Origin of the sequence: Nitrosomonas europaea, from assembly GCF_900167395.1 — a bacterium.
Lineage (GTDB): Bacteria > Pseudomonadota > Gammaproteobacteria > Burkholderiales > Nitrosomonadaceae > Nitrosomonas > Nitrosomonas europaea.
Genome location: NZ_FUWK01000017.1, coordinates 1 through 24,341 on the forward strand (window position 1 = coordinate 1; position 24,341 = coordinate 24,341).

Consider the following 24,341-nt stretch of genomic DNA (forward strand, 5'->3'; position numbering starts at 1 on the left):
CCATCAGGATGGACTTTGACTATCGTACTATCCAGCGACATGTGATCCACTTCCAGCTGTATCAGCTTGTTTTGCTGAAGCGCGAGGAAAACCCGATCCAGGACGCCATTCCTGGCCCAACGGTTGGCGCGCGTGTAAATGCTGTGCCAATTGCCAAATTTCACAGGCAGACCACGCCACTTACAGCCGTGCTCTGCAACATACAGAATCGCGTTGAGCACTTCCAAATTCGAGAGTGTGACGTTACCCCGTTGTATCGGCAGTAGATTTTCAATAAGCTTGAATTGCGATGCGGATATTTCCATTCGGTAATTCTAACAGAAATAGTGTTAACAGGCCCTAGTACCTTCAAGCGGGAGGTAGACAATGCGACCGAATTCATCCTATTGTGGGTGAAGGTGGTAGTGCAGTTGCACCCGGCTTGGGTACGATGGTGGGCTGTTCCTGATGCCTCGTCACTGGTGGATAAAGTATCCGGTACGATACCGTTCATTTGGCGATGGTGATACCGGGGGCACCTGTGCGCGGCAAGTCGGTCACCGTCATCTGAAACAGCAGGTACAGCATCTGAAATGCATCGCGATTCCAGCGGGCCTGCTGCCCTTGGGTATCCACTGCGTAATGCCTGCCATGTGAACGGATTGACAGATCGGTATTCGGCGAGGGGGTATCCGTCACGAGAAGCGCCATCGTGGCAACAGGATTTTCATCACGGGAGACAGGTAGTGTGCGTAGATCTTTTTCTACGTGGTATTCCGGCTCATCGCTCAGTGAACGGCCGAGAGCGCTGATGATTGCGTGAAAACTTCTTAACCGGAAAATACCCTTCATGGGCCATTCTCCCCCCATTCCACCAGGACGGATGTCGAACGCCACATCATTCGGCTCCCATCCTTCCGCCTCTTTGCTCAACTGTGCACGTTCCTTTTCGGACAGGATGCCAGGATCGTAGTTGGTGATGAGGATCGGCCCCTGTTTTTTCTGGTGAAGAATGAACAGATCATTCTGCCGATCGTGGTGGACGACGAATTCCTTTGCCAGCGTATGGAAGCCTTCGGCGGATACCGCTGCCGCAGGCAGGGTCCAGTCGTATTCCAGATTCAGCGGTTCAGCATAGAGCTGATCCCGATCCTGGATTGCCGACAGATGCAGTACCACCTTGCGAAATGTTTCGTAGCCTGTCATATCGGACGGGGTATTACGATAAGTCGTTTGTGATGTCGATTCCTGAATGCGTACCTCCTGCGCCATCAGTCTCAGCAGCAGGTCGATGTCGAAACGCTGGCGCAGTAACAGCATGAATTTGTTTTGTTGGAAAGGTGTCAGCAGCCGTCTGGTGAATTCTTCACCCTCGATCGGGACGATGCTGATTGTGGGATTTTCCGCCACACTGCCACCAAATAGCGGCATCAGTGTTGTTCCGGCCAGCCCACCCAGTGCGGGAGTGGCGCCTGCACTGAAACGAAAATCGAAAGTGGCCGCCACATTTGAGACCCCGGTGAAATGGATCGGCTGGTGATGGCGGGCACGGGCAATATTCGTCAGCAGTTGTCTGGAAATCGTACTGGTGATGGCATCATCGTAGGCGCTTACCGCGTGATGCAGTGTGATCGGTGACAGGCAGCCCGGAAGCGTGGTCAGCAGGCAGGGAAGCAGCCACCATGAATAGGGTTGTGTGTTTTTCATTCTGATATCTTTGTTACGTCCTTATGATTCCAGCCGCTCGAATTTTCTCGCAGATTGGGTGACATTATTATGAAATACATCGATCAGGATAAGTGAGGTGAGGGCGGGGTAAGCAGGCGAATAAGGCGGATCCATTCGCGGCAGAAGCCGGTTCGTATCCATTTTCTGTTTTGTCATGGAATTTTTGCTGCCGGCAGGCGTGACAGAATGATCCTGGATTTGTTGAGCAATTTCGGTAATGTACGGCGGGTGTCGTAAAAACGCGGGTTTGGGATGATCGATGCCAGCCAGGCCGCCTGTGCGGGTGTGAGTGATGCAGCGGATATGCCGAAGTAATGACGGGCGGCTGCCTCGATTCCGAAGATACCATCACCCCATTCGATGATGTTCAGATAGATTTCCAGAATACGACGCTTGGTCAGAAATTCTTCCAGCATGAGCGTGATGAGGGTTTCCCGGGATTTGCGCCACACAGTTTTTTCAGTGGATAAAAACAGGTTCTTGGCGAGTTGCTGGCTGATGGTTGATCCGCCGGCTGCCCATTTGCGTTGCTTCAGATTTTTTTTCCAGGCAGTTTCAATCGCCTTGTAATCAAACCCCTGGTGCTGCAGGAAGCGGGCATCCTCGGCAGCAATGACTGCTCGCTTGAGATGGCTGGAAATCTGTTCATAATCGACCCATTGGTGCTGTAAGCTTGCAGCAGGGTTTTGCTGGCGCATGATCTTCAGGCGATCCTGCATGAACGCGCTGGTGGTCGGGGAATATGAACGCCAGTAGACAATATGCAGCAGGAACCAGGACTGGTAGAGCAGGGCGGCTGTCAGGAGCAGCAACAGCGGCCGTAACAGCCAGGTACTGATCAGCCTCGGTTTAGAGGTGGCAGGCCGGCGTGCTTGTGCCAATTTCACGAGGTAGGGTGGCGCAGATTATCCCTGAGCTGTCTGATGACGGTCTGCGTTTCCGGGCGGATCCCGTGCCATAGCAGAAAGGATTCTGCAGCCTGTTCTACCAGCATGCCGGCACCATCTGCCAGATATCCAGCTCCCTGCACCCTGGCAAGCTCCAGAAACGGTGTCAGCCTGCTGCTGTACAGCATGTCGTAGGCAAAAGCGTTACGGAACAGATCTGCCGGTACGGGGGGGAGTTCGTTGTGCAGGCTGGCTGAAGTGGCATTGATGATGAGATCGAAATGCTGCCCGGCAAAATCATGGTAATGCCCGGTTGTGATATTGCTGTAACTGGCGAATTGGCGTTGTAATGACACTGCTTTATCTGGCGTGCGGTTGGCGATGGCCAGCAGGTCAGGCTGCTGCTGCAACAGTGGCAGGATGACGCCACTTGCGGCACCACCTGCACCCATCAGCAGAATGCGCTTGCCTGCCAGCGGGAAATTCAGATTAACCTCGATATCACGTATCAATCCGACACCATCGGTGTTGTCGCCGAGTATTTCTCCTGTTTCTTCAAACCGGAAAGTGTTGACTGCACGTGCAGCACTGGCGCGATCGGTCAGCCGGCTGGCGAGTGTAAAGGCTTCGAATTTGAAGGGAACAGTGATATTCATGCCTTTGCCGCCGGTTTTCCGGAAATCCAGAACAGTCTGCTCGAACCTGTCCAGTGGTGCGAGCAGGGCGGTGTAATGGATGATCCGGCCGGTCTGTTGTGCAAACCGGGCATGAATGAAGGGCGATTTGCTGTGCGCAACCGGGTTGCCGATGACTGCGTAGGTATCCATTCTGCTTTACCTCAGGTATCCGGAAAAATTGCGTTATTCACTCAGTAGTTTATCCGCACGGGAAAATACCCAGGTGCGGGTGATATGCAGGATGTCGGTATCGCGGCGGATATCGGGCGGGAAAGGTGAAAACCCGTTACGTGCGGCCAGCCGCACTATGTGAATGGCTGCATCATCCAGTACCTGTACTCCCGAGGAGCGGTCGATCCCGATCGATTCCAGGCTGCCATCGGAGCGGATGCCGACCGTCAGTTGCAGGCTGCCGTACAGCTTTTGTTTTCTGGCGACGTCCGGGTAATTCAGGTTGCCAATGCGTTCGACCTTGAGCCGCCAGTCTTCCAGATAGCGGGCAAAGCGGTAATCGCGAGTGCGTGCGCCAATGAATTTTCGTTTTGGCCGTTTCTGGTAGGCTTCATGGTCTTTCGCGATTTGTGCTTCCAGACGGGCGATTTCGAGGCTGCGCTGCAACAGATTGTCATGGTTGTCCGGATTGAGGGCGGCAGGCTGATTCTGTACGGGCTTATCCTGCCCCGGTTTTGTGTGGGGCAGGGGTTGTACGACCTTGGCTTTGCTTTCAGCTGCAGTCAGCAGTTTTTTGACTTCTTTTTCCAGCTGTCTGGTTTTCCGGGTAACTTCGGACAGGCTTGTCACCGGCTTCACACCTGGCAGAACCGGCAGGGGGGTTTTCGCTCGCCGATCTTCTGCTACATTCCCGCCGCCATCGAGATTGGCCTGCGCCAGCACTTTGGCATCCACGGGTCTGGTTTGAGATTTGCTGTTGACCAGAATCACATCCATGGATTTGGCGACCTTGGTCGTTTTCTGTTCAGGCGGGCTGAGTGATACGCCCGCAATGATGGCTGTATGCAAGAGCAGCGAGATCAGCAGTGCCGGAAAAATCCTGTAGTCGGGCTGCATGGGAGAGTTGAAAACCGCGGTGATTTGCATCGATCATCAGCCTTCACTTTTACCAAGAAAGCTGGCATTGAGTGATCGATCGATCAGGTCGATCTGTGAGACACCGACGGCCACCAATGTGCCGGGTGCCAGTTCGGGTAACGAGGGTATACGTACGATCAGCGGCAGGCGGTCCAGTTTGATCATGTTTTCCTTGATGACGATGGCACCGGATGTGCTGATGTTTTCCTGCAGCAGCCAGCGCAGGCACCAGTAGCGTTCCATGCCGCGCTGGAATTCCGCATAGGTTGCATACGCCATTTCAAAATCGCGCATGGCGATCAGCAGCGTATCATCCTCGCGGGTATAGGGAGGTGGATTGCCCGATACCAGCGCGATCAACTGGCGCTGGTTGATGAGATCGACATACCGTCGCATGGGTGAACTGCTCCAGGCGTATTGGGATACGCCCAACCCCTGATGCGGTGCGGGGGAAAGGCTCATTTTCACCTTGCCGTTTCCCTGGCTGCGATAAATCCCGGCGTAACCGGCATCTGCCAGTTGTTTGCCCCATTCGGCGTTGGCAAAAATCATCAGTTCCGATACCACTTTATCGATGGGCGCTCCCCGGCGGCGTTCGTAAACCGAAACACGATCCTGATCGATGATAAAACTGTAGTCGATCTTTTCGCTGTTGATGTCCTGATCCTTGCCGCGCAATTTTTCCATTTTGCAGGAGAAATTCCAGAGCAATCTCAGCTCATGGGCAAAGGGATAATCCGTCTGATTCTCGCGCAGCGTGATTTCGTTGAATTGCCGTTCAAGCGAATCGAGGCGCAGATTGGTGGAAACCTCGATGGTTTCGATCCGGCTGAAGGTACGAGTAACGGTGAAATCATCCGCAACTTCCAGATAGAGCGAGAGTACCGGCCGGTGGTGTGCTTCTCCCAGTGTAAAGTGCTGGATCACGCTTTCCGGCAGCATGGTGATTTTACGGCCGGGCAGATAGACGGTGGACAGGCGTTTTGCCGCAAATTTATCGAGCAGGGAGTGCGGTGCCACTCCCAAAGCAGGGGTGGCAATGTGTATTCCGATCCGGAAGCTGCCGAAGTTCAGCGGGGTGACTGAAAAGGCATCATCGATTTCAGTCGTGGTGGCATCGTCGATGCTGAATGCCTTGACGCCGGCCACTGGCAAATCTTCCGGGTCCAAGAGGTGAAAGTCGGCAGGGTATGCGTCTGTGTCGATACCTTCCGGGAAGTGTTCGTACAAAAACTGGTTATAGTGGTAATCATGCGTTGAGGGAATGGCACCGCATCGTTCCAGCAGCCTGGGCACGCTCAACCGGGTAGCGTCGCACGCGGTTTCCAGTGCTTTCCATTCGATCGTGTTTTTGTCCGGTTTGTACAACAGGTCATCGAGCAGCGGCCGGAAGGTATCGGGCAGTTCGAATGCCATCAATTGCTGCACGTAACCGGCCTGTTTTTCCTCGGCCAGTCGTTTTTTTTCACGGCTGGCAAGCGCAGCCTGCAGAATTTCCGGCGGGGCCGCCTTGAAACGCCCCACTCCTTTCTTATGAAAATAAATCGGATTCTGGCTGAGCAGAATCAGGATGGCGGCAGTTTCGAGAGGATCAGGCGTGTGGCCGAAATAATCACCAGCCAGCTCCTGTCCGGTGAATTCCCGGTTCTCTTCGCAGCACTCCCATAGAAAATTCACGTCGATGTCGGCCGCTTTTTCCTGCGCCTGCTGCATGAATCCATGCATGGGCGGGTTCTCGAAGCGTAACAGAACCAATGCGGCCTTGATCTTGGAGCGCTTTCCATGTGCAGATTCGATCTGCAGAGAGGTCGTATTGTCGGTCAGAATGCTGCCGACCTTGAGCGCACCTGCTTCCTCGTAAAAAACGTTTACCAAATCAACCCTCGGCTTAACCCAGAAAAGCGTGTGAAAAAATGTTTTCCAGACCGTATAGCACCGTGGTATGCCTTGTTGCGTCACCTTCCAGTTGAACGTCAACCTCAATAGTGGGATTGCCGTGCGAGTCTAGGATTTCACGCGTATGGAGGGTTTGAGTACTAGACGTCGTCATTGGAGTCTCCGTCTTGGTCGGTGTCTATCTGCATCGGACATTTTGGTCATTCGCTCGAAACAATCGGGCTGACAATGCTAAAGGATGTAAACACGAACGCCTACAGCCCTAACGAAGGTCAGGTCCTGTAGGCGTCATCAGCAGCGCTAAACGGCTGCGGTTTCTTCAAAAGGAGGAACACCATCTCCTTATCTTCACTATACACAAGTCCTAAATAGCGGTCGAGATCATTTCAATGTGAACCACTCAACGGGACAATAGTAAAACACAATGTAAATTATGTTACGGTAATTTTATTAAATTTGTTCAAATGGAGAAGGCTCAAAGCTGGCTGTTGCTCACGTACGAGATGCCGGTCGAGTTTTCCGGCACGCCTGTGCTGTGTAATATCCGTTTCATAACTTTTCCTGCGTTGGTAGCGCACCATACCAATATACCTTCAGTGGGGCTAAATATCGTACCACCCGGGGGCGACAGGAAAATACGCCGTTCATGGTAACATAATGTACCGTCAGCAAAAAACAAGGGTTGCAGGGATGGTGGTATCAACCTGCTTCATGCCGGCTCAGCCGGGGGTTTTTTGCCTGCACGTATCCACCGGGATTCCCGGAGACAGATACGACCGCGTATCACAACTTCCAACTTTAGTGTAATCAGATGGTAAAAACACGCTTTGCCCCCAGTCCTACCGGCTATCTTCATATCGGTGGTGCGCGTACTGCCCTTTTTTCCTGGGCGTTTGCCCGAAAACAGGGAGGGAAATTCGTTCTGAGAATCGAAGATACTGACCTTGAACGTTCGACGCAGCAATCCGTACAGGCGATTCTCGATGGAATGGCCTGGCTGGGACTCGATTATGATGAAGGGCCGTATTACCAGATGCAGCGGTTGAATCGTTATCAGGAAGTGGCAGAGCAATTGCTTACCCAGGGCCTTGCCTATCAGTGCTATGCCAGCAGAGAAGAGCTGGATGCATTGCGTGAGCAGCAGCGCCTGGCCGGGTTGAAACCGCGTTACGACGGTCGCTGGCGCGACAGCAGACAAACTCCTCCGGCGGGTGTCAAGCCGGTCGTGCGGTTGAAAACACCCCAGCATGGGTATGTAGTATTCGATGATCTGGTGAAAGGTAAAATCAGCGTCGCCAACCACGAGCTGGATGATCTGGTACTGCTGAGGAGTGATGGTACGCCCACCTATAATTTCGGTGTGGTGCTCGATGATCTCGACATGGGAATCACGCATGTCATCCGCGGTGACGATCATGTCAACAATACTCCCCGTCAGATCAACATTCTCAAGGCGCTGGGTGCAGCCATCCCACAGTATGCGCATGTGCCGATGATCCTGGGTGCGGATGGTGAACGGCTTTCCAAACGGCACGGTGCGGTATCGGTGATGCATTACCGCGATCAGGGCTATCTGCCGGAAGCACTGATCAATTATCTGGCACGACTCGGCTGGTCACACGGGGATGAGGAAATTTTCAGCCGGGAGCAGTTGGTCGAATGGTTTGATCTGGCTGCGATCAGTCGTTCACCGGCGAAGTTTAATCCCGAGAAACTGACGTGGTTGAACCAGCATTACCTGAAAATGGCTGATGATGCGCGGCTGGTGGAGCTGGTCATGCCTTTTCTGTTGGAGAGAAACTACCCTCTGCCAGCGACAGAGAACTTGCTCAAGATCGTCAATCTGCTGAAAGATCGTGCCAGCACTATCGAAGAACTGGCCGATGCATCCGCTTATTTTTTCCGGACGATCGAGCCTCCTGAAGAACTCAGGACGCAGTATTTCACTGCCGAAATACGTCCGGTGCTGGAATACCTGGTCGATCGCCTCGCACAGATCGAATGGAAGCGGGAGACCATTCATCACGAAATCAAACAAACGGTTTCTTCACACAATCTGAAATTTCCCAGCCTGGCGATGCCGTTACGTGTCATGGTCACAGGAGAAGCGCAAACCCCGGCAATCGATGCAGTGCTGGAGCTGCTTGGCAAAGAGGAGACATTGCATCGTTTGCGAGGCCGGATGGAAATTTTTCCTGGATGACATTCCTGATCTCTGGTTGCCTGGGGCCGAGTACACAATGGAATACATAAAGTACCAGATGGCTATCCTTTACAAGGATAAGGCTGCTTTTTTACTGACTGAACAATTTCAATTGCCGAATCTGTTATGACAATGCATGAACGTGCTGATTTGCTGAAACGGTTGCTTGCCGAGCGTATCCTGATGCTCGACGGTGCCATGGGTACGATGATCCAGAGCTACAAACTGACCGAGTCGGATTATCGGGGGGAACGTTTTGCCGATTTTCCGCATGATCTCAAAGGCAACAATGATCTGCTCTGCCTGACCAGACCGGAAGTCATCCGCTCCATTCATCGTGCTTACCTCGAAGCCGGGTCGGATATCATCGAGACCAACACGTTCAACTCGAATGCGCCGTCGATGGCGGACTACCACATGCAGGATCTGGTGTATGAACTGAATGTGGCGGGTGCGCGCCTGGCGTGTGAGGAAGCGCGGGCAATGGAAACGCAGCAACCTGACCGGCCCCGTTTCGTTGCCGGTGTGATCGGGCCTACCACCAAAACGGCTTCACTCTCACCGGATGTCAATGATCCTGGATTCCGGGCCATTACCTTCGATGATCTGGTGGAAAGCTATACCGAGTCGGTGCGCGGGCTGATCGACGGAGGCGCGGATATTCTGCTGGTCGAAACCATTTTTGACACCTTGAATGCCAAAGCCGCATTGTTTGCCATCGATCAGTATTTCGAAACGCATGGATTACGTCTGCCGGTGATGATATCGGTCACGATTACCGATGCTTCGGGACGTAATCTTTCCGGGCAGACACCGGAAGCTTTCTGGAATTCGGTACGGCATGCACGTCCGCTTTCGGTGGGAATCAACTGCGCGTTGGGTGCGGAGTTGATGCGCCCCTACGTGGAAGAGTTGTCCAATGTGGCTGAGGTTTTCACCAGCGCCCATCCCAATGCCGGCTTGCCTAATCCCTTGGCGGAAACCGGTTATGACGAAACGCCGGAATATACCGCCCGTCTGATCAAGGATTTTGCGCAATCCGGGTTCGTCAACATTGTCGGCGGCTGCTGTGGCACTACACCGAAACATATCGCGGCCATTGCAGAAGCGGTACGGGACATCCCTCCGCGCCCACTGCCCGATATTCCTAAAAAACTGAGGCTTTCCGGCCTCGAGCCGCTCAATATCGATGAACATTCCCTGTTCGTAAACGTGGGTGAACGTACCAATGTCACCGGCTCCAAGGCATTTGCCCGGCTGATTCTCAATGGCGGTTATGCTGAAGGGCTGGTGATCGCGCGCAGCCAGGTGGAGAACGGCGCACAAATCATCGATATCAACATGGATGAAGCGATGCTGGATTCACAGAAGGCGATGGTGACCTTTCTGAATCTGCTCGCTGCCGAACCGGATATCAGCCGGCTGCCGATCATGCTCGATTCCAGCAAATGGTCGGTGATCGAAGCCGGACTGAAATGTGTCCAGGGTAAGGCGGTCATCAATTCCATCAGCCTCAAGGAAGGTGAAGCGGAGTTTTTACATCATGCCAGGCTGGCGCGTCGTTATGGGGCCGCGGTGATTGTCATGGCTTTCGACGAAACCGGGCAGGCCGATACCTTGCAGCGCAAGGTGGAAATCTGCACGCGTTGTTACCATACACTGATTGAACAGGCCGATTTCCCACCCGAGGATATCATTTTCGACCCCAATATTTTTGCCATTGCTACGGGTATCGAAGAACACAGTAACTATGCAGTGGATTTTATCGAGGCGACACACGTCATCCGGCAAACGCTGCCTTATGCCAAAGTCAGCGGGGGTGTTTCCAATGTTTCCTTCTCGTTCCGGGGTAACGAACCGATCCGCGAAGCCATTCATACCGCATTCCTGTATCACGCGGTCAAGGCAGGCATGACCATGGGTATCGTCAACGCAGGTCAGCTTGGGGTTTATTCCGACATTCCGCCCGATCTGCTGGAACATGTCGAGGATGTACTGCTGAACCGGCGGCCTGATGCAACCGAACGTCTGGTGGAGTTTGCGGAACATTTCAAGGGACAGAAAAAGGAGCAGATCGAAGATCTGTCCTGGCGTGATGAACCGGTGCGGCAGCGCCTGATTCATGCACTGGTCAGGGGTATCAGCACCTACATCGTCGAGGATACCGAGCTCGTCCGGCAGGAGATCGACAGCCAGGGAGGCAAGCCGATCGAGGTGATCGAAGGCCCGCTCATGGACGGCATGAATGTAGTGGGGGATCTGTTTGGCGCAGGCAAGATGTTTCTGCCACAGGTGGTCAAGTCGGCACGGGTGATGAAGCAGGCGGTTGCCTATCTGTTGCCGTACATCGAGGCAGAGAAAAAAATTTCCGGCGACAGCAAGCCCAAGGGCAAGGTGGTGATCGCTACCGTCAAAGGGGATGTGCATGATATTGGCAAGAATATCGTTTCCGTCGTGTTGCAGTGTAATAACTTTGAAGTCATCAACATGGGGGTGATGGTCCCCAGTGCACAGATTCTGGAAACAGCACGCCGTGAACAGGTCGATATGATCGGTCTGTCCGGCCTGATCACCCCTTCGCTGGAAGAAATGGCGCATGTTGCCCGGGAAATGGAGCGTGAACAATTCACCGTTCCGCTGCTGATCGGTGGCGCCACCACTTCGCGGATGCATACGGCAGTCAAAATCGCACCCCATTACGGTGGGGTGACCGTATGGGTGCCGGATGCCAGCCGGGCAGTCGGGGTGTGCAGCAATCTGATGTCACAGGATCTGCGTGATGACTATGTCCGGCAGGTCAAGGCCGAGCAGGAGAAGAGCCGGGTGCAGCACCGCAACAAGAAAGGGCCATCCAAGCTCCTCACTTTCGAGGAAGCCCGGGCCAACGCACTCAAGACGGATTGGGCTCGTTATACTCCACCAGCTCCGGATTTCCTGGGGTTGCGCACCCTCAACAACTATCCGCTGGAAACACTGGTGCCGCACATCGACTGGACACCTTTCTTCCAGGCATGGGAACTGCACGGGCGCTATCCTGCCATCCTGCAGGATGAACTCGTCGGGGAAGCAGCCAGCAATCTGTTTCGCGATGCCCAGAATATGCTCAGAAAAATCGTCGAGCAAAAATGGCTCACCGCCAACGCCGTTATCGGCCTGTTCCCGGCCAATACCGTCAATGGAGATGATATCGAGATTTATGCTGACCGTAGTCGCAGTCAGGTGATCATGACCTGGCACACCTTGCGGCAGCAGACGGCCAAACCGGCAGGGCGTCCCAATCTGGCACTGGCTGATTTCATTGCGCCGCGTGAAACCGGACTGGACGATACCATCGGTTTGTTTGCCGTCAGCGCCGGTTTCGGTATCGATGAACGCATACGCGCTTTTGAAGCTGCAAACGATGATTACAGTGCCATCATCCTGAAAGCACTGGCTGATCGTCTGGCTGAAGCGTTTGCAGAACACATGCATGCACGGGTGCGGCGAGAATTCTGGGGCTATGTGAAAGATGAGAGTCTGGACAATGAACAGTTGATCGACGAGCAATACCTGGGAATCCGTCCAGCACCAGGTTATCCTGCCTGCCCTGATCATACCGAAAAGGGGCCATTGTTCGCTCTGCTGGAAGCGGAAAAACGCAGCGGAATCGTCATAACGGAATCATTTGCCATGGTGCCGACTGCAGCAGTATCCGGCTTCTATCTCTCTTACCCTGAATCCAGCTATTTTGCTGTTGGAAAAATCGGAAAAGATCAGGTCGAGGATTATGCAAGACGCAAAGGGTGGACGCTGGAAGAAGCAGAAAGGTGGCTTGCGCCTGTCTTGGCGTATGAGCGTTAAAGAACCTCTGAAAAACGTCGACGAGGCAGTCAGTTCAAGGCAAAAATCGGTGAGAAAGCGGAGTTTATACGTAATAAATGAGCATTTTAAGCCGATTTTTAACGTAGAAATGGCAACACAGGTAGTTTCTCAGAGGTTCCTTAACCGCTTCAGGGCCGGAGATCAGGTGTATCCCTCAGACAGGCAATGAATGGTGATGTTTTCACTGGCTGCCGGCATATTATCATTCTCCGTGACGTGACCAGAACTCGGCAGGCGTGACGATGGGGTAGTCGCGCGCCAGTGCCAGCAGGTCCTTGTCGCCAGTCACCAGATAATCGGTTTGAGCAGTTATCAATGTCAGCAGTACAGGCTGATCGCCAGAATCGCGCAGATTTGAGTCCTGTGACCCTTGCGGCTCGACGACGTCGGCCAGAAACATGAAGCTGTTTGCTAAATCGCGGATTTCTGCCGGGGTCATCTGAATCCTGCTCAAGCGCGGCAATACTCTGATCATTTCATCCAGGATGTAATGCGACAGAACTACATTCAATGCGCTTTGCCGCCAGGCGTTGATGATGTGTCCCGGGATACTGGCGGGATACGCCAGCCCCAACACCAGTACACTGGTGTCGAGCACGACGCTCAGACCCGGCATCAGCGGTGCTGCTCGCGCATGCGCCGGATGCGGGCAAACATTTCAGCATCGACGAGGGCTGCGACTGGCTTGCCGTTCTTGCTGATGACGGCTGTCATTGCAGTACTATACTTGGTTGAGAATTTTGCCCAGGTTCTGCCGGAAATTCATAGTACTGACTATATAGCGTAGTCACAATTGAATCCTGTGAGCTACGCTTATGAGTTGAATTTGCGAAATGTTAGAAATTCATACTGGCGGAAAACGCGACAGTTCTTGGTACCCCTAGATATGTAGCATCTTGCCAGTAGTTTTTACCAGTCAGATTGATGACATTCAGGCGTATGATCAGTGACTTATCCAGTACACGAGTTGCATATCGTGCCCCGATATCGTACAGAGTATAACTTGGGATCTTGTCAGTATTGGCCGCATTGGCATATTTTTCACCGGTGTAGTAAATACCACCGGTTAGGCTCAACCCTGGAATCCACGGTAGCGCATATTCTGCATAAATCTTCCCCATGCGAGAGGCAGCATTAGTTGGTTTTTTGCCTTCCAGAGCAGGATTATTAGCTTTTTCTACGCTGATATCCATCAGGGTACCACCCCCCATGACAGTCAGGTTGTCGGTTACTTTCCCGGTCAAGACCAGTTCTACCCCGTTATGTACCTGCAAACCATCCTGAACATAAGTAGGCAATGGTGTTGCAAGATTTGAATACTGATTGGTTTTTTCAATGCGAAACAGTGCAGTGCTCAGCAACAGATTAGGATTAATATCGTATTTCGCACCCACTTCATATTGTTTGCTGACCAGTGGAGATAGAACCTCTCCGCGGTTAGCATAAATATTACCCACTATCGTTCCTCTTTCAAGTGCCTCCATATAGGACACATAGGTAGTTACCTCTCCAATCGGTTTATACAACAGTGAAACGGAGGGGGTCAGTGCAGATTTTTCATAGTTACTGTCACCATAGCTACCAGCCGCTTTATTTGCCGTAGTAGCATAGTTGAGTCCGACCATCGCAGACCATTTATCATTGAAGGTAATATCATCTCCAATCAAGACATTATTATATCGTTCAACCCAGGCAGTTGACATTGCCCTGCTCCCGAAAGATGCTCCCCAATCCGGCTCAGCTATATTTTTAAGTTCGCTCAGCGGCAAGTTTGTGCCAGATCGAGCGACATTACCCCGCTCAAAATATTCAAAAAAAGTAGATGAATAACCTAAGGTCAGCTTGTGATCAATCGTAAGAGTTGAAAATCGAGTATCCAGGTAGATATATCCTCCATAATTTTCATACTTTTCCCAAGGGAAGTTTGTCGTTCTGGGAATGAAAGTCTTATCTACCTGTTGACTGAAAGATATTAAATGATTTCTTATCCTTGTATCCTGATAAAAAAAAAACGCTTCTGAGAGTGAAATGCTTACTGGGATCCCAGCGCAGGCTGGTGTAGGCTTTATGACTTTCTACGTCATTGGATGACCATTTTGGGGTATAGCGTTTACTGGTATCAATAGAGGTTCTTTCCCTCATAAAAAAAAAGGGTTGTGTCGCTTCTTTGCTGTAGTCGTTATAGGTATATTTGATATCAGCATAGAGGGTATCAGTGAGATGTCCATCCAGCACAATATTGGCCACTTTCTGGTTGACTGATTCATCGATGGCGGTATCTCCCCCTTGGTAGAGCAGATTGGCTCGGTAACCGAAGCGGCCTCGTTCATCGAATTTCCCGCCGATATCGGCATGGCCGTAAAACTGCGTCCCACCGTAGTTACCGAATGTCAGTCTTCTGAGCGGAACATCAGTAGAGTTTTTAGTCACATAATTTATCGCTCCACCCACTCTGCTACCGCCGTAGAGAAAGCCTGAGGTTCCGCTAAGAATTTCAACCCGATCAATCTCGATCACTGATACAGCAGAACCATTTGCAAAAGCAAGAGGCACGCCATCATAAATCGGGTTAGATACTTGAAATCCCCGTATGGTGGGATGGGGAACACCAGTGAAATTTGCGATGAATGGTTCCTGGGTTAGAGGGTTCATTTTAAAGATCTGGCCCATGTTCTGGGCATTGACGTTTTCGATCAAATCAGAAGGGACAACACTCATCGAATAAGGGGTATCACGCAAACTGCGTTCACCCCACAGACCAATTCCGCTGATATTACTGACCCGATAACCTTCTTCCGCTGTGCCTTGTTTCAGGGAAGCTGTACTGACTGTCATGAGGGGCAGTGTCGTGACTTCGTTTTCGGCCAGTTGCAGCGCGTATCGTCCTTCAGCATTGCGCGCCGCTTTCAGGCCGGTGCCTGCCAGCAGAACGCCGAGCGCTGCGCCAGGCGTGAAGCGGCCTTGCACGCCGGGGCTGTTCCTGCCCTGGGCGAGTTCCGTGCTGCCGGAGAGCAGCAGGCCCGATTCGGACAGAAAGCGTATCAGTACCGTGTTCAGCGGCCCGGCAGGGATGTTGTAGCTGCGCAGGTTCGTGGTACCCGCCTGGTTCTTCGATGCGGGTGCCGCCTGCTGTGCGTGTGCATGACTGGCCCAGCCGACACTGGCAGCGGCAATGCCGCCAGCCACCAGCAGATGCGCCGCCAGTGCTAAGGGGCGTGGAGTGAAGTGCTGCAGAGGCGTAGCGGTGGAACGATGATGCGTTGGGTGACGTGACATGTTGATCCTTTTCCTCGTTTTGATTGAATCCATCGGCGGATCGAGACTTGTCACCCTCCACGTCTTGCGACATGCCTGGACGTGGAATTGGCTGGTGCGGCAAGTGGCCTTGTCCATGCAGAGAGCGCCGGTGCGGACAAAAAGGGCTTGCGAGTTGGCTATATGCGCCGCTTGCTTCCGGGAGCAGCGGCGGCCATGGCGACTTGTCCATCCTCATTAAGGAACCTCTGATCAAGTTCTCCATGAGCCGCAACCCTTTGGGGCACTGGTTTTGCAGACGAACTGCAGCGTTGAGCTCGTTGTGAAGGGGCCACCATTCACTGCCTCACTCGCCTTGCATTTCATCCGCAAAACACAGTGTGCGGCTATGTGGAACTTAATCAGAGGTTCCATATGTAAACCGGATGAGCGGGGAAAAAGTGGAAATGGTTTTGGCGGATTTCGCAAAAAATTTTTGCGGCTGCCGGGGACCCTATTGTGCGCGTGCCTCGATGCTTGTCCACCAGGGCAGCGGGCGGCGGATGTGGATGGGCAGTGCCTGTTGGAGCATGGCTAGCGCGCCGTCGATGTCGTCGAGTGGGTAGCTGCCGAGAACGGGCAATTGTGCTACGTCGGGCGCCACCGCTATGTGGCCGTGGCGGTAGCGGGATAGTTCGGCGATGACTTCGCCCAGCGGGATGTCCTGTGCGAGGAGGATGCCGCGAGACCAGGCTTCACGCGCCGGATCGGCTGGTGTGGGTGCTTCCAGGTGTTCGGCAGTGAAGCGCGTCTGCCGGCCGGCAGTGACTGTGGTGCTTGGTGCGCCAGCAGCCAGGGTGACTTCAACCGCGCCCTTGTAAACGGTCAGTTGCGTGCCGCCCTGTGCGTCCAGGCGCACGTTGAAGCGCGTGCCTAAGGCGCGCATACGGCCGTGAGCCGTATGGACGACAAAGGGGCGGCCACCCGTGTCGTGCTGGTTATCGGCAGTGGTCTGGATGAGGATTTCACCGGTGTACAGGCGCAGTCGGCGCAGGCGAGCGTCGTATTCCTGATTGAAAGCGCTGGCACTGCCGAGCCACACTTGAGTGCCGTCCGCCAGGCGGACTTCGCGCCGCTCGCCGGTGGCAGTGCGATAGTCTGCGCCCCAGGCCATAAGGGTGTCTATCGTGCCAGGCCGTTGTCAGACAGCCCAGCTGAGCATGCCGCCCGCACCGGCCATGACGGCCACGCCTAGTACGATTCGGCGCCGGGCGAGCCGGCGATTGGCTACCTGCAGTGCGTCCGCGGCCAAGCGCGGGGAGGTATCGGTCTGCAGGGGCTGGAAGTGCTGGCTGACTCGATCGACGAACGCCCAGGCGGCGCGATTATCCTCGGTGCGGGCCAGCCAGTCTTGCCAGCGCGCGCGGTCGGTATCGGTGGCCGTTCCGGATTGCAGCAGCGAAAACCACGCGGCGGCCTGCTCCATGGCTTCATGCGAGGGCATGGTCGGGCTCTGGCCTGTGGGTGAAATGTTCATGGAGCAATGGCGCCGGCCTGGCCCAGATTGCGTGCTTCGAGCTGCATACAATGGAGCATGGCTCGGGTGATGTAGTGTCCGACCATGCGCGAGGACACGCCCAGCTCACGCGCGACTTCCTGGTGCGTCATGCCGCAGGCCATCGCCAGGACGAAAGCCCGAGCGGCTTTGAGCGGCAGATGGCGCAGCATGCCATCGATTTCGTGCAGCGCCTGCAGTACCGCTGTCTGTTCCTCGGCCGAGGGCGCGTACGCCTCGGGTTGTGTAGCCAGGGTCTCCAGCCAGGCACGTTCGATCTCGCGGTGGCGCCACAGGTCGATGCACAGGCCGTTGGCGATGGTTCGCAGGTAGGCGCGGGCTTCCTGGCTGCTGTCGAAGCACCGGGGGCGGGCAATCAGGCGCACGAAGGTATCGTGCGCCAGGTCGGCCGCATCGCCCAGGCGAAAGCGCAACCAGCCGTACAGCCAGTTATGATGATCGCTGTAGAGAAAGTGAACCTGCTGCATTGCAGGGTTGGCGGCTGGTGCGACATCCTCCTGGTGATCACGCGAGTGCATATGTTAATTCAATAAGTTAATGAGAACCATTCACATTTTATAAGATGTAGTACGGACTGTGCAACCGGGTTTCGATGAGATAATGGCAGCTTGATTTCTTTCTTGTGGCAAATAGTCTGTATAGCATCAGGGTTTTTTCAGAAATAGCTTACAATCTTCCCCGGAGCCAGTGAAATTTTGCGATTATTATCGGCGGTGGGTTGGTGGCCGATTTTTTGTGCATTTATTTTTACGTTATTTACCGGGGGGGATAAAAAATGAAATACAACAGTATCGAGGAATTCAAGAATTATGTTTCCGAAAGGAATCCAGGGCAACCCGAATTCCTGCAGGCCGTTTCAGAAGTCATTGAAAGCTTGTGGCCTTTTATCGTCGATCATTCTCGTTACGCTGAGCAGGGGTTGCTGGATCGGCTGATCGAGCCGGAGCGCATGATCATATTCCGGGTGGCGTGGGTGGATGATCGGGGTGAAGTCAAGGTCAATCGGGGGTACCGCATTCAATATAATTCGGCGATCGGCCCATACAAGGGGGGTACGCGCTTCCATCCGTCAGTCAACCTTTCCATTCTCAAATTCCTTGCATTTGAGCAGACTTTCAAGAATGCACTGACAACATTGCCGATGGGAGGAGGCAAGGGTGGATCGGATTTTGATCCCAAGGGTAAAAGTCCCGGTGAAATCATGCGCTTCTGCCAAGCGTATGCGGCCGAACTGTTCCGGCATGTCGGTGCGGATACGGATGTACCTGCCGGAGACATCGGTGTGGGCGGACGGGAAGTCGGCTACATGGCTGGTATGGTCAAGAAGCTGACCAACCGTTCGGACTGTGTATTTACCGGCAAAGGATTGACCTTCGGGGGATCGCTGCTGCGGCCGGAAGCTACCGGGTACGGTCTGGTCTATTTTGCCGAAGAGATGCTGAATCACTCCGGTTGTTCATTGAAAGGCATGCGGGTATCCGTATCCGGTTCCGGGAACGTGGCACAGTTTGCCATTGACAAGGCCATGTCGCTGGGTGCCAAAGTAGTCACGGTTTCAGATTCGAGTGGTACGGTGGTGGATGAAGCCGGTTTTACACCAGAAAAACTGGCAATTCTGGCCGAAGTCAAGAATCGTCTCTACGGGCGTGTCAATGAATTTGCTGAACGGGTGGAAGCACAGTTCCTTCCGGGTGAAAAACCGTGGCATGTGCCGGTGGATGTCGCTTTGCCCTGTGCGACCCAGAATGAACTGAACGAAAACGACGCCGCAATACTGATCAGGAATGGTGCGAATTGTGTGGCCGAGGGTGCCAATATGCCATGCACTGCAGGTGCCGTGGAACGATTCCATCATGCGAAAGTACTGTTTGCACCTGGCAAGGCGAGCAACGCAGGCGGAGTGGCTACCTCGGGTCTGGAAATGAGCCAGCAGGCCATGCGACTTTCCTGGACGAGCGGAGAAGTCGATATGCGGTTACAGGAAATCATGCGTGCCATTCATCATTCCTGCACCGAATACGGCAAGAAGCCTGACGGTACGGTCAACTATGTGGATGGTGCCAATGTTGCCGGATTTGTGAAAGTGGCCGAGGCAATGCTGGCGCAAGGGGTGATCTGATAAGAGTTTGTAGTTTCTTGCAGCATTTCTCAGAAGATCCATAACAAAAAACGATTGGCTCTGACGGTAATAGATGAACGATATGCCCTCTTATTATGACATGAGTATGTTGTTTCCCCTGTAGGCTGGGTTGGTTGCAACCGGTCAGCCGCACGGCCGGATTTGATTTTGATCATGGTATGAATAGACGGGTAGTCATGAGTAAGATATTTATCGGGGTGTTACTGGCGTTCTGGTCACAGCTGCTCGTTGCCGGGGGGGATGAAGATTACCTGGAAATACGGGAAGCATTCCGGGCGGGTAATGCAGCACGTGTTGCCGAATACGCCGAACGTATGAAGTACCATGTGCTGTCGCCTTATGCCGAATACTTTCGGTTGCGCCTGTCGCTGGTAACCGCAGAGACCGGGGCAGTCAGGGCATTTCTGGCACGTCACGACGGCAGTTTCGTAGCAGACAGACTGCGGGCGGACTGGTTGCAGATTCTCGGCAAACGCCAGCAGTGGGCGACGTTTGCCGAGGAATATCCGAAGCTGGTCAATCGGGAAGAGAGCCTGCAGTGTTATGCATTGCAACACCGGCTGGCCACGGGAGATAAAACTGCAAACGGGGAGGTTCGTTCACTCTGGTTCACCGGGCGTGATATGCCGGCCAGTTGTGTGACCGTATTCGATTCACTGGTCAGGATCGGTGCCATCTCGGTAGAGGATGTCTGGACCCGAATCAGGCTGGCCTTCGAAGCCGGCAATACAGGTGTGGCCAGAAACATAAACAAATATCTCCCGCGCCATCAGGCTCTCGATTTACAAAAACTGAATGCCGTGATCAAAGATGCCCGGCGTTTCCTCGATCGTCCGGTATCCGTCCAGTCGCGTGCCGATCGTGAAATCGTATTGTTTGCGCTGTTGCGCCTGTTGCGCAGTGAAACCAATCAGGCACTGGCCCGCTGGCATAAAATCCGCGGGCAATTTCCTGAAGCGGATCGATCTTATTTCGCCGGGAATCTCGCTTACTGGGCGGCGATCAGACAGGATTCGCGCGCCATGAACTGGTTCATGGATGCCACGACGGGCAGACATGTCTATCCGTTATCTGAAACCAAACAGGCATGGAAAGCACGGATAGCATTGCGTGAAGGCAACTGGAAAATGTTGCTGGACACGCTTGGCCAGATGCCTGCCGCAATGCAGCAGGAGGATGTCTGGCGTTACTGGCGTGCACGCGCATTGAAAGTCAGCAGAAAGAATTCTGAAGCCAATACGTTGCTCGTTTCCCTGAGCCGTGAACATAGTTTTTATGGACAGATGGCCCGGGAAGAACTGGGTGAGATGCTCAGTGTTCCGGCTGACGAGTATCAGGTCAGGCCGGAAGAAATCCGTCTCATGGAACAAAACCCGGGGATTCGCCGGGCGCTGGCGCTGTATCGGCTCGATCAGCGGATAGAGGCAAATCGTGAATGGATCTGGACGATACAGCATTTCAGCGATGAACAACTGCTGGCAGCAGCCAGAGTGGCTCAGCGTCATGGCATTTATGACCGGGCGATCAATACGGCCATCAAAACCGTTGCGCGTCATGACTTCAGTCTGCGTTATCTGGCGCCTTATCGTGAGCAGGTGCATACAGTCCTGCAGCAGCATCAGCTGGATGAAGCGTTCGTATACGGACTGATACGGCAGGAAAGCCGCTTTATCTCGGATATCAAGTCCAGTGCCGGAGCAACCGGCCTGATGCAGTTGATGCCGGCGACAGCCAAGTGGGTTGCCGGCAAACTGGGTTTACAGGATTTTCATACCAGCCTGGTGACCGATATCAATACCAATCTTCAGCTGGGCGCCTACTATCTGAAGCATGTATTGGGTCAGTTGGACGATCAGCCATTACTGGCAGCGGCTGCCTATAACGCTGGGCCCGGGCGGGCACGGCAATGGAGAGATATCCGGCCGCTGGAAGGGGCGATCTATGCCGAGACCATTCCGTTCAACGAAACACGTGACTACGTCAAAGTGGTGCTGAGTAATTCGATGTATTACGCCAATAATTTCGGTCATCCAAACAAGCCGACTCTGAAACAGCGGCTCGGGACGGTTGCCCCGAAGCGCTGATCCTGGATATGAAAATTTACCGGGTAGGGGGCTCCGTACGTGATGAACTGCTGGGGTTGCCCGTCAAGGATCAGGATTACGTCGTGGTGGGAGCCACTCCGGAGGAGATGGTGCGGCTGGGCTACCGCCCGGTGGGCAAGGATTTCCCGGTATTTCTGCATCCTGAAACACATGAACAGTACGCATTGGCGCGGACCGAGCGGAAAATTGCCAGAGGTTACAAGGGGTTTGAAGTTTATGCGGCTCCCGGTGTGACTCTGCAGGAGGATCTGGCGCGCCGCGACCTGACGATCAATGCCATGGCCAGAGATGAGGCAGGCGATATCGTCGATCCGTTCGGAGGAATTGCGGATCTGCAGGCGGGCATTCTGCGCCATATCGGTCCGGCGTTTGTCGAAGATCCCGTGAGAGTGTTACGGGTTGCACGATTTGCGGCACGCTTCGGTTTTCAGATTGCACCGGAAACGCTCGAACTGATGAAAGAGATCGTTCATACCGGTGAGACAGAGGCACTGGTGCCGGAGCGGGTCTGGCAGGAAATAGCTCACGGGTTGATGGAATCTCATCCTTCACGCATGTTTTACGTTTTGCGGGAGTGTGGTGCGCTTGCCCGCATTCTGCCCGAAGTGGATGCTTTGTTCGGTGTGCCGCAGCCTGCGCACGCTCACCCCGAAATCGATACCGGTATTCACGTCATGATGGTCATCGACCATGCTGCTTCAAAACAGTATCCCCTCGAAGTGCGTTTTGCCGGGTTGACTCATGATCTGGGAAAAGGAACGACCTCTCCTGATGAATGGCCACGCCATATTGGCCATGAAGCGCGCAGTGTGGAACTGGTCATGGGGTTGTGCGAACGTATTCGGGTTCCCGGAGAATCCAGGGATCTGGCGCTGCTGGTAGCGCGTTTTCACGGCGATGTTCACCGGGCGCTGGAATTACGCCCCGCAACCATTGCCGACATGTTGCAGGCAACGGATGCCTATCGCAAGAAAGCTCGTTTCCAGGCCTTTCTGCAGGCGTGTGCCAGCGATTTTCACGGGCGACCGGGTTTCGCAGACAAACCCTATCCCCAGAAGGAACATTTGAGCAGGGCATTACAGGTTGCGGTTGACGTGGATGCAGGTGCCATTGCCATGCAGCTCAACCAGTCACACGCCGGTAAAGCCGATCTGCCTATGCGAATCAACCGCCAGGTATATGCTGCACGAGTCGAGCGGATCAGTTCCCTTCTTTCGCACCTGTAATATCAGGCAGGTGGGCAGCAGCATCGGACAGTAACTCTGCTTTGCCATTGGAAACGATGAATACCTGGCTTGCCGCGTTGATGACGGCGGGTTGATGGGAAACGGCGATGATCGTGAATTCCTTTGCCAGATTCTGCAGCGTTGCACAGATGATGCGTTCACTTTCCGGATCCAGCGCACTGGTAGGTTCATCCAGCAGTAACAGCTTCGGCTGGTGAGCCAATGCCCTGGCAATGGCGATGCGTTGCCGTTGTCCTCCTGAAAGCATGCCGCCCCGCTCGCCAACGACAGTATGGATTCCGTCGGGGAATGAACTGACAAAATCCCATGCGCCGGCTTGTCTGAGTGCGCGTTCCGCATCTTCGACGCTGATCGCAGGCTCACCCACAAGGATATTGTTCAGGATGGTATCGTGCAGCAGCACGGTATCCTGAGAAACGTAGCCAATCATGTGCCGCCAGCGGCGCAGATCGATATGATGCAAGGATACCCCGTCGATCAGGATTTCACCGGATTTCGGTTCAGCCAGCCCGCAGAGTAAATCGAGCAGTGTACTTTTGCCGGCACCTGAGGAACCAATGAGCGCGGTGAACGAGTGAACCGGAATTTCAAGATTCAAATCGCTGAAAATCGTTTTTCGTTCATAACCGAAAACGATGTGGCGCAGGTTCAACCCCTGTTCCAGAGTCGGTACCAGCGTACCAGTCGATCTTTCTGCCTCCATGCGCGCTTCTTCAGCGGCATTGCGCAAGGCCCAGTAGGCACTTTCCTGGGCCACGAGCTGCTGATAACGGCGCTGCGTTTTATTCAGCAATCCCAGAATCCGGGTCAGTAGAAAGACCATGACCATGACTTCCGGCAATGACAGTTTCCAGACCACCAGTGCCAGATACAGGCCGCTTGCTGTCAGGGCTGCCAGGATAGGCTCCTGCAGGGCAAGTAGGGCTGCCCGGTTGGTGACTTCCTTGCGTGTCGCTTTTTCCAGCATCCGGGTCTGTTCGTGCAGTATGGCATCGGCCACGTTATCGCGTGCCATGGCTTTCAGGGATTTGACCGAGCCGAGTACATCGGACAGGTACGTCAGCAGATGACGCAGTAAATGGGTTTGTTTGTTACCGGCGCGTTTGGCTGCTCTGACCAGGCGATTGAGTACCACAAACAGGATAGTGCCGATCAACAGTGACGCCAGCGTGGCTTCCCACGAAATGAACAGAGCTACGATGCCGTATACCAGTGCTTCGATTGCCAGTGCCAGCACATTGACACTATGTTCAAAACCCATGGCGGCACGATAAGCCTCGGTGGCGATTGAATTTGCCAGCGCACCGGCAGGCTGGCGCAGATAGTATTGCCACCGGCTGGCAAGCAGCGCCTTGATCAGGTCCAGCCGCAGCGCAGTGGCGACATGCGCAACCGTATGGCCCACCTGCTGGTTGGTCAGCAATAGAATCGCACCTTTGAGAAACATGCCGCCGACGATGACCAGCAGAATGATTTCCAGTGTGGGTGACAGCCCGACCTGATGCAGCGTATCGACTACCAGTTTGCCCATGCTGGAATCGATCGATTCACCTACTGCGATGGATAACAGGGGAAGCAGTGCAGTCAGGCTGAGTGCTTCGGCAATGCCGGCCAGCAGCAGCGCAACCAGTACGAATGCGCTGCGCTTCGGAAAAACCATGATATAGGTGATCAGTGTGCGCATGATGGGGCAGGTGAGTTGATCCGGGCTGGAAAAAT

The 24,341-nt window shown here is 53.9% G+C and carries 21 protein-coding genes and 1 riboswitch; of the genes, 5 read left to right on the forward strand and 16 right to left on the reverse strand.

What is annotated here, in order from left to right; all coding sequences use genetic code 11:
- The 8 genes from B5D58_RS06635 to B5D58_RS13640 all read right to left on the reverse strand — a co-directional run.
- On the reverse strand, positions 1–305 hold a 305-nt coding region (locus tag B5D58_RS06635; protein WP_078737650.1), incomplete at its 3' end, for a transposase.
- Between the two features lie 184 nt (positions 306–489).
- Complete coding sequence (locus B5D58_RS06640; protein ID WP_011112189.1) at positions 490–1,686, reverse strand: hypothetical protein; 1,197 nt, start codon at positions 1,684–1,686, stop codon at positions 490–492.
- Positions 1,687–1,707: 21 nt separating this feature from the next.
- Positions 1,708–1,863 carry a hypothetical protein gene (locus tag B5D58_RS13875; protein ID WP_158297466.1) on the reverse strand — a complete coding sequence of 52 codons (156 nt, stop codon included), beginning with the start codon at positions 1,861–1,863 and terminating at the stop codon, positions 1,708–1,710.
- Positions 1,860–2,594: a monofunctional biosynthetic peptidoglycan transglycosylase gene (gene mtgA / locus B5D58_RS06645; RefSeq protein WP_011112188.1), complete on the reverse strand. Its 735-nt coding sequence runs from the start codon at positions 2,592–2,594 to the stop codon at positions 1,860–1,862. The genes B5D58_RS13875 and mtgA overlap by 4 nt, the downstream gene beginning before the upstream one ends.
- Complete coding sequence (gene aroE, locus B5D58_RS06650) at positions 2,591–3,421, reverse strand: shikimate dehydrogenase (RefSeq protein WP_011112187.1); 831 nt, start codon at positions 3,419–3,421, stop codon at positions 2,591–2,593. Before aroE ends, mtgA begins: the two co-directional genes overlap by 4 nt.
- 33 nt (positions 3,422–3,454) lie before the next feature.
- Positions 3,455–4,369: an energy transducer TonB gene (locus tag B5D58_RS06655; protein WP_011112186.1), complete on the reverse strand. Its 915-nt coding sequence runs from the start codon at positions 4,367–4,369 to the stop codon at positions 3,455–3,457.
- Positions 4,370–4,375: 6 nt separating this feature from the next.
- Positions 4,376–6,235 carry a ribonuclease catalytic domain-containing protein gene (locus tag B5D58_RS06660; protein WP_011112185.1) on the reverse strand — a complete coding sequence of 620 codons (1,860 nt, stop codon included), beginning with the start codon at positions 6,233–6,235 and terminating at the stop codon, positions 4,376–4,378.
- Positions 6,236–6,248: 13 nt separating this feature from the next.
- The gene (locus B5D58_RS13640; RefSeq protein ID WP_143023725.1) at positions 6,249–6,410 is read right to left on the reverse strand and encodes a hypothetical protein; all 162 of its coding nucleotides are present in this window, start codon (positions 6,408–6,410) and stop codon (positions 6,249–6,251) included.
- A gap of 121 nt (positions 6,411–6,531) precedes the next feature.
- Positions 6,532–6,607, reverse strand: a riboswitch (Fluoride riboswitch).
- A 460-nt stretch (positions 6,608–7,067) separates the two neighbouring features.
- Between B5D58_RS13640 and gltX the strand changes: the two genes are divergently transcribed.
- Together gltX and metH are read left to right on the forward strand one after the other, a co-directional pair.
- Entirely contained in the window at positions 7,068–8,459 is a 1,392-nt protein-coding gene (gene gltX / locus B5D58_RS06665; protein ID WP_011112184.1) for a glutamate--tRNA ligase, read from the forward strand.
- A gap of 126 nt (positions 8,460–8,585) precedes the next feature.
- Positions 8,586–12,299, forward strand: coding sequence for a methionine synthase (metH, locus tag B5D58_RS06670; RefSeq protein ID WP_011112183.1), 3,714 nt, complete (start codon positions 8,586–8,588; stop codon positions 12,297–12,299).
- A gap of 223 nt (positions 12,300–12,522) precedes the next feature.
- Here metH and B5D58_RS06680 read toward each other — a convergent pair whose 3' ends face one another.
- From B5D58_RS06680 to B5D58_RS06700, 7 genes are all read right to left on the reverse strand, one after another.
- Positions 12,523–12,936: a putative toxin-antitoxin system toxin component, PIN family gene (locus B5D58_RS06680; RefSeq protein WP_011112182.1), complete on the reverse strand. Its 414-nt coding sequence runs from the start codon at positions 12,934–12,936 to the stop codon at positions 12,523–12,525.
- A complete protein-coding gene (locus B5D58_RS06685) occupies positions 12,936–13,034 on the reverse strand; it encodes a type II toxin-antitoxin system prevent-host-death family antitoxin (protein ID WP_198407845.1) in 99 nt (32 codons plus the stop codon). Before B5D58_RS06685 ends, B5D58_RS06680 begins: the two co-directional genes overlap by 1 nt.
- Before the next feature lie 122 nt (positions 13,035–13,156).
- The gene (locus B5D58_RS14075) at positions 13,157–14,362 is read right to left on the reverse strand and encodes a TonB-dependent receptor (RefSeq protein WP_307777397.1); all 1,206 of its coding nucleotides are present in this window, start codon (positions 14,360–14,362) and stop codon (positions 13,157–13,159) included.
- Positions 14,268–15,596, reverse strand: coding sequence for a TonB-dependent siderophore receptor (locus B5D58_RS14080; RefSeq protein WP_050731261.1), 1,329 nt, complete (start codon positions 15,594–15,596; stop codon positions 14,268–14,270). Before B5D58_RS14080 ends, B5D58_RS14075 begins: the two co-directional genes overlap by 95 nt.
- A gap of 472 nt (positions 15,597–16,068) precedes the next feature.
- A complete protein-coding gene (locus B5D58_RS06695; protein WP_234989025.1) occupies positions 16,069–16,728 on the reverse strand; it encodes a FecR family protein in 660 nt (219 codons plus the stop codon).
- A gap of 27 nt (positions 16,729–16,755) precedes the next feature.
- The gene (locus tag B5D58_RS14085) at positions 16,756–17,058 is read right to left on the reverse strand and encodes a DUF4880 domain-containing protein (protein WP_234989026.1); all 303 of its coding nucleotides are present in this window, start codon (positions 17,056–17,058) and stop codon (positions 16,756–16,758) included.
- Between the two features lie 29 nt (positions 17,059–17,087).
- Positions 17,088–17,648 (reverse strand): sigma-70 family RNA polymerase sigma factor, encoded by a 561-nt coding sequence (locus B5D58_RS06700; RefSeq protein ID WP_011112181.1) that lies wholly within the window; start codon positions 17,646–17,648, stop codon positions 17,088–17,090.
- 257 nt (positions 17,649–17,905) lie between these two features.
- On the opposite strand from B5D58_RS06700, the gene gdhA reads away from it, so the two are divergent.
- From gdhA to B5D58_RS06715, 3 genes are all read left to right on the forward strand, one after another.
- Entirely contained in the window at positions 17,906–19,249 is a 1,344-nt protein-coding gene (gene gdhA / locus B5D58_RS06705) for an NADP-specific glutamate dehydrogenase (RefSeq protein ID WP_011112180.1), read from the forward strand.
- Between the two features lie 197 nt (positions 19,250–19,446).
- Positions 19,447–21,354, forward strand: a complete 1,908-nt coding sequence (locus tag B5D58_RS06710) for a transglycosylase SLT domain-containing protein (protein WP_011112179.1) — start codon at positions 19,447–19,449, stop codon at positions 21,352–21,354.
- 8 nt (positions 21,355–21,362) lie between these two features.
- Positions 21,363–22,601, forward strand: coding sequence for a multifunctional CCA addition/repair protein (locus B5D58_RS06715; protein WP_011112178.1), 1,239 nt, complete (start codon positions 21,363–21,365; stop codon positions 22,599–22,601).
- Here B5D58_RS06715 and B5D58_RS06720 read toward each other — a convergent pair.
- Positions 22,576–24,306, reverse strand: a complete 1,731-nt coding sequence (locus tag B5D58_RS06720; RefSeq protein WP_011112177.1) for an ABC transporter ATP-binding protein — start codon at positions 24,304–24,306, stop codon at positions 22,576–22,578. The two genes, B5D58_RS06715 and B5D58_RS06720, sit on opposite strands and share 26 nt — an antisense overlap.
- Between the last annotated feature and the right edge of the window lie 35 nt (positions 24,307–24,341).

What these genes read in the sequence shown, in the direction of transcription:
- B5D58_RS06700 (WP_011112181.1), bottom strand. Translation starts at nt 17,648, where the DNA reads ATGCACTCGCGTGATCACCAGGAGGATGTCGCACCAGCCGCCAACCCT.
- B5D58_RS14085 (WP_234989026.1), bottom strand. Translation starts at nt 17,058, where the DNA reads ATGCCCTCGCATGAAGCCATGGAGCAGGCCGCCGCGTGGTTTTCGCTG.
- B5D58_RS06685 (WP_198407845.1), bottom strand. Translation starts at nt 13,034, where the DNA reads ATGACAGCCGTCATCAGCAAGAACGGCAAGCCAGTCGCAGCCCTCGTC.
- metH (WP_011112183.1), top strand. Translation starts at nt 8,586, where the DNA reads ATGACAATGCATGAACGTGCTGATTTGCTGAAACGGTTGCTTGCCGAG.
- B5D58_RS06720 (WP_011112177.1), bottom strand. Translation starts at nt 24,306, where the DNA reads ATGCGCACACTGATCACCTATATCATGGTTTTTCCGAAGCGCAGCGCA.
- B5D58_RS06695 (WP_234989025.1), bottom strand. Translation starts at nt 16,728, where the DNA reads ATGGCCTGGGGCGCAGACTATCGCACTGCCACCGGCGAGCGGCGCGAA.
- B5D58_RS13640 (WP_143023725.1), bottom strand. Translation starts at nt 6,410, where the DNA reads ATGACGACGTCTAGTACTCAAACCCTCCATACGCGTGAAATCCTAGAC.
- B5D58_RS06640 (WP_011112189.1), bottom strand. Translation starts at nt 1,686, where the DNA reads ATGAAAAACACACAACCCTATTCATGGTGGCTGCTTCCCTGCCTGCTG.
- B5D58_RS06710 (WP_011112179.1), top strand. Translation starts at nt 19,447, where the DNA reads ATGAGTAAGATATTTATCGGGGTGTTACTGGCGTTCTGGTCACAGCTG.
- B5D58_RS06715 (WP_011112178.1), top strand. Translation starts at nt 21,363, where the DNA reads ATGAAAATTTACCGGGTAGGGGGCTCCGTACGTGATGAACTGCTGGGG.
- B5D58_RS14080 (WP_050731261.1), bottom strand. Translation starts at nt 15,596, where the DNA reads ATGTCACGTCACCCAACGCATCATCGTTCCACCGCTACGCCTCTGCAG.
- B5D58_RS06655 (WP_011112186.1), bottom strand. Translation starts at nt 4,369, where the DNA reads ATGCAAATCACCGCGGTTTTCAACTCTCCCATGCAGCCCGACTACAGG.
- gltX (WP_011112184.1), top strand. Translation starts at nt 7,068, where the DNA reads ATGGTAAAAACACGCTTTGCCCCCAGTCCTACCGGCTATCTTCATATC.
- B5D58_RS13875 (WP_158297466.1), bottom strand. Translation starts at nt 1,863, where the DNA reads ATGACAAAACAGAAAATGGATACGAACCGGCTTCTGCCGCGAATGGAT.
- B5D58_RS06680 (WP_011112182.1), bottom strand. Translation starts at nt 12,936, where the DNA reads ATGCCGGGTCTGAGCGTCGTGCTCGACACCAGTGTACTGGTGTTGGGG.
- aroE (WP_011112187.1), bottom strand. Translation starts at nt 3,421, where the DNA reads ATGGATACCTACGCAGTCATCGGCAACCCGGTTGCGCACAGCAAATCG.
- gdhA (WP_011112180.1), top strand. Translation starts at nt 17,906, where the DNA reads ATGAAATACAACAGTATCGAGGAATTCAAGAATTATGTTTCCGAAAGG.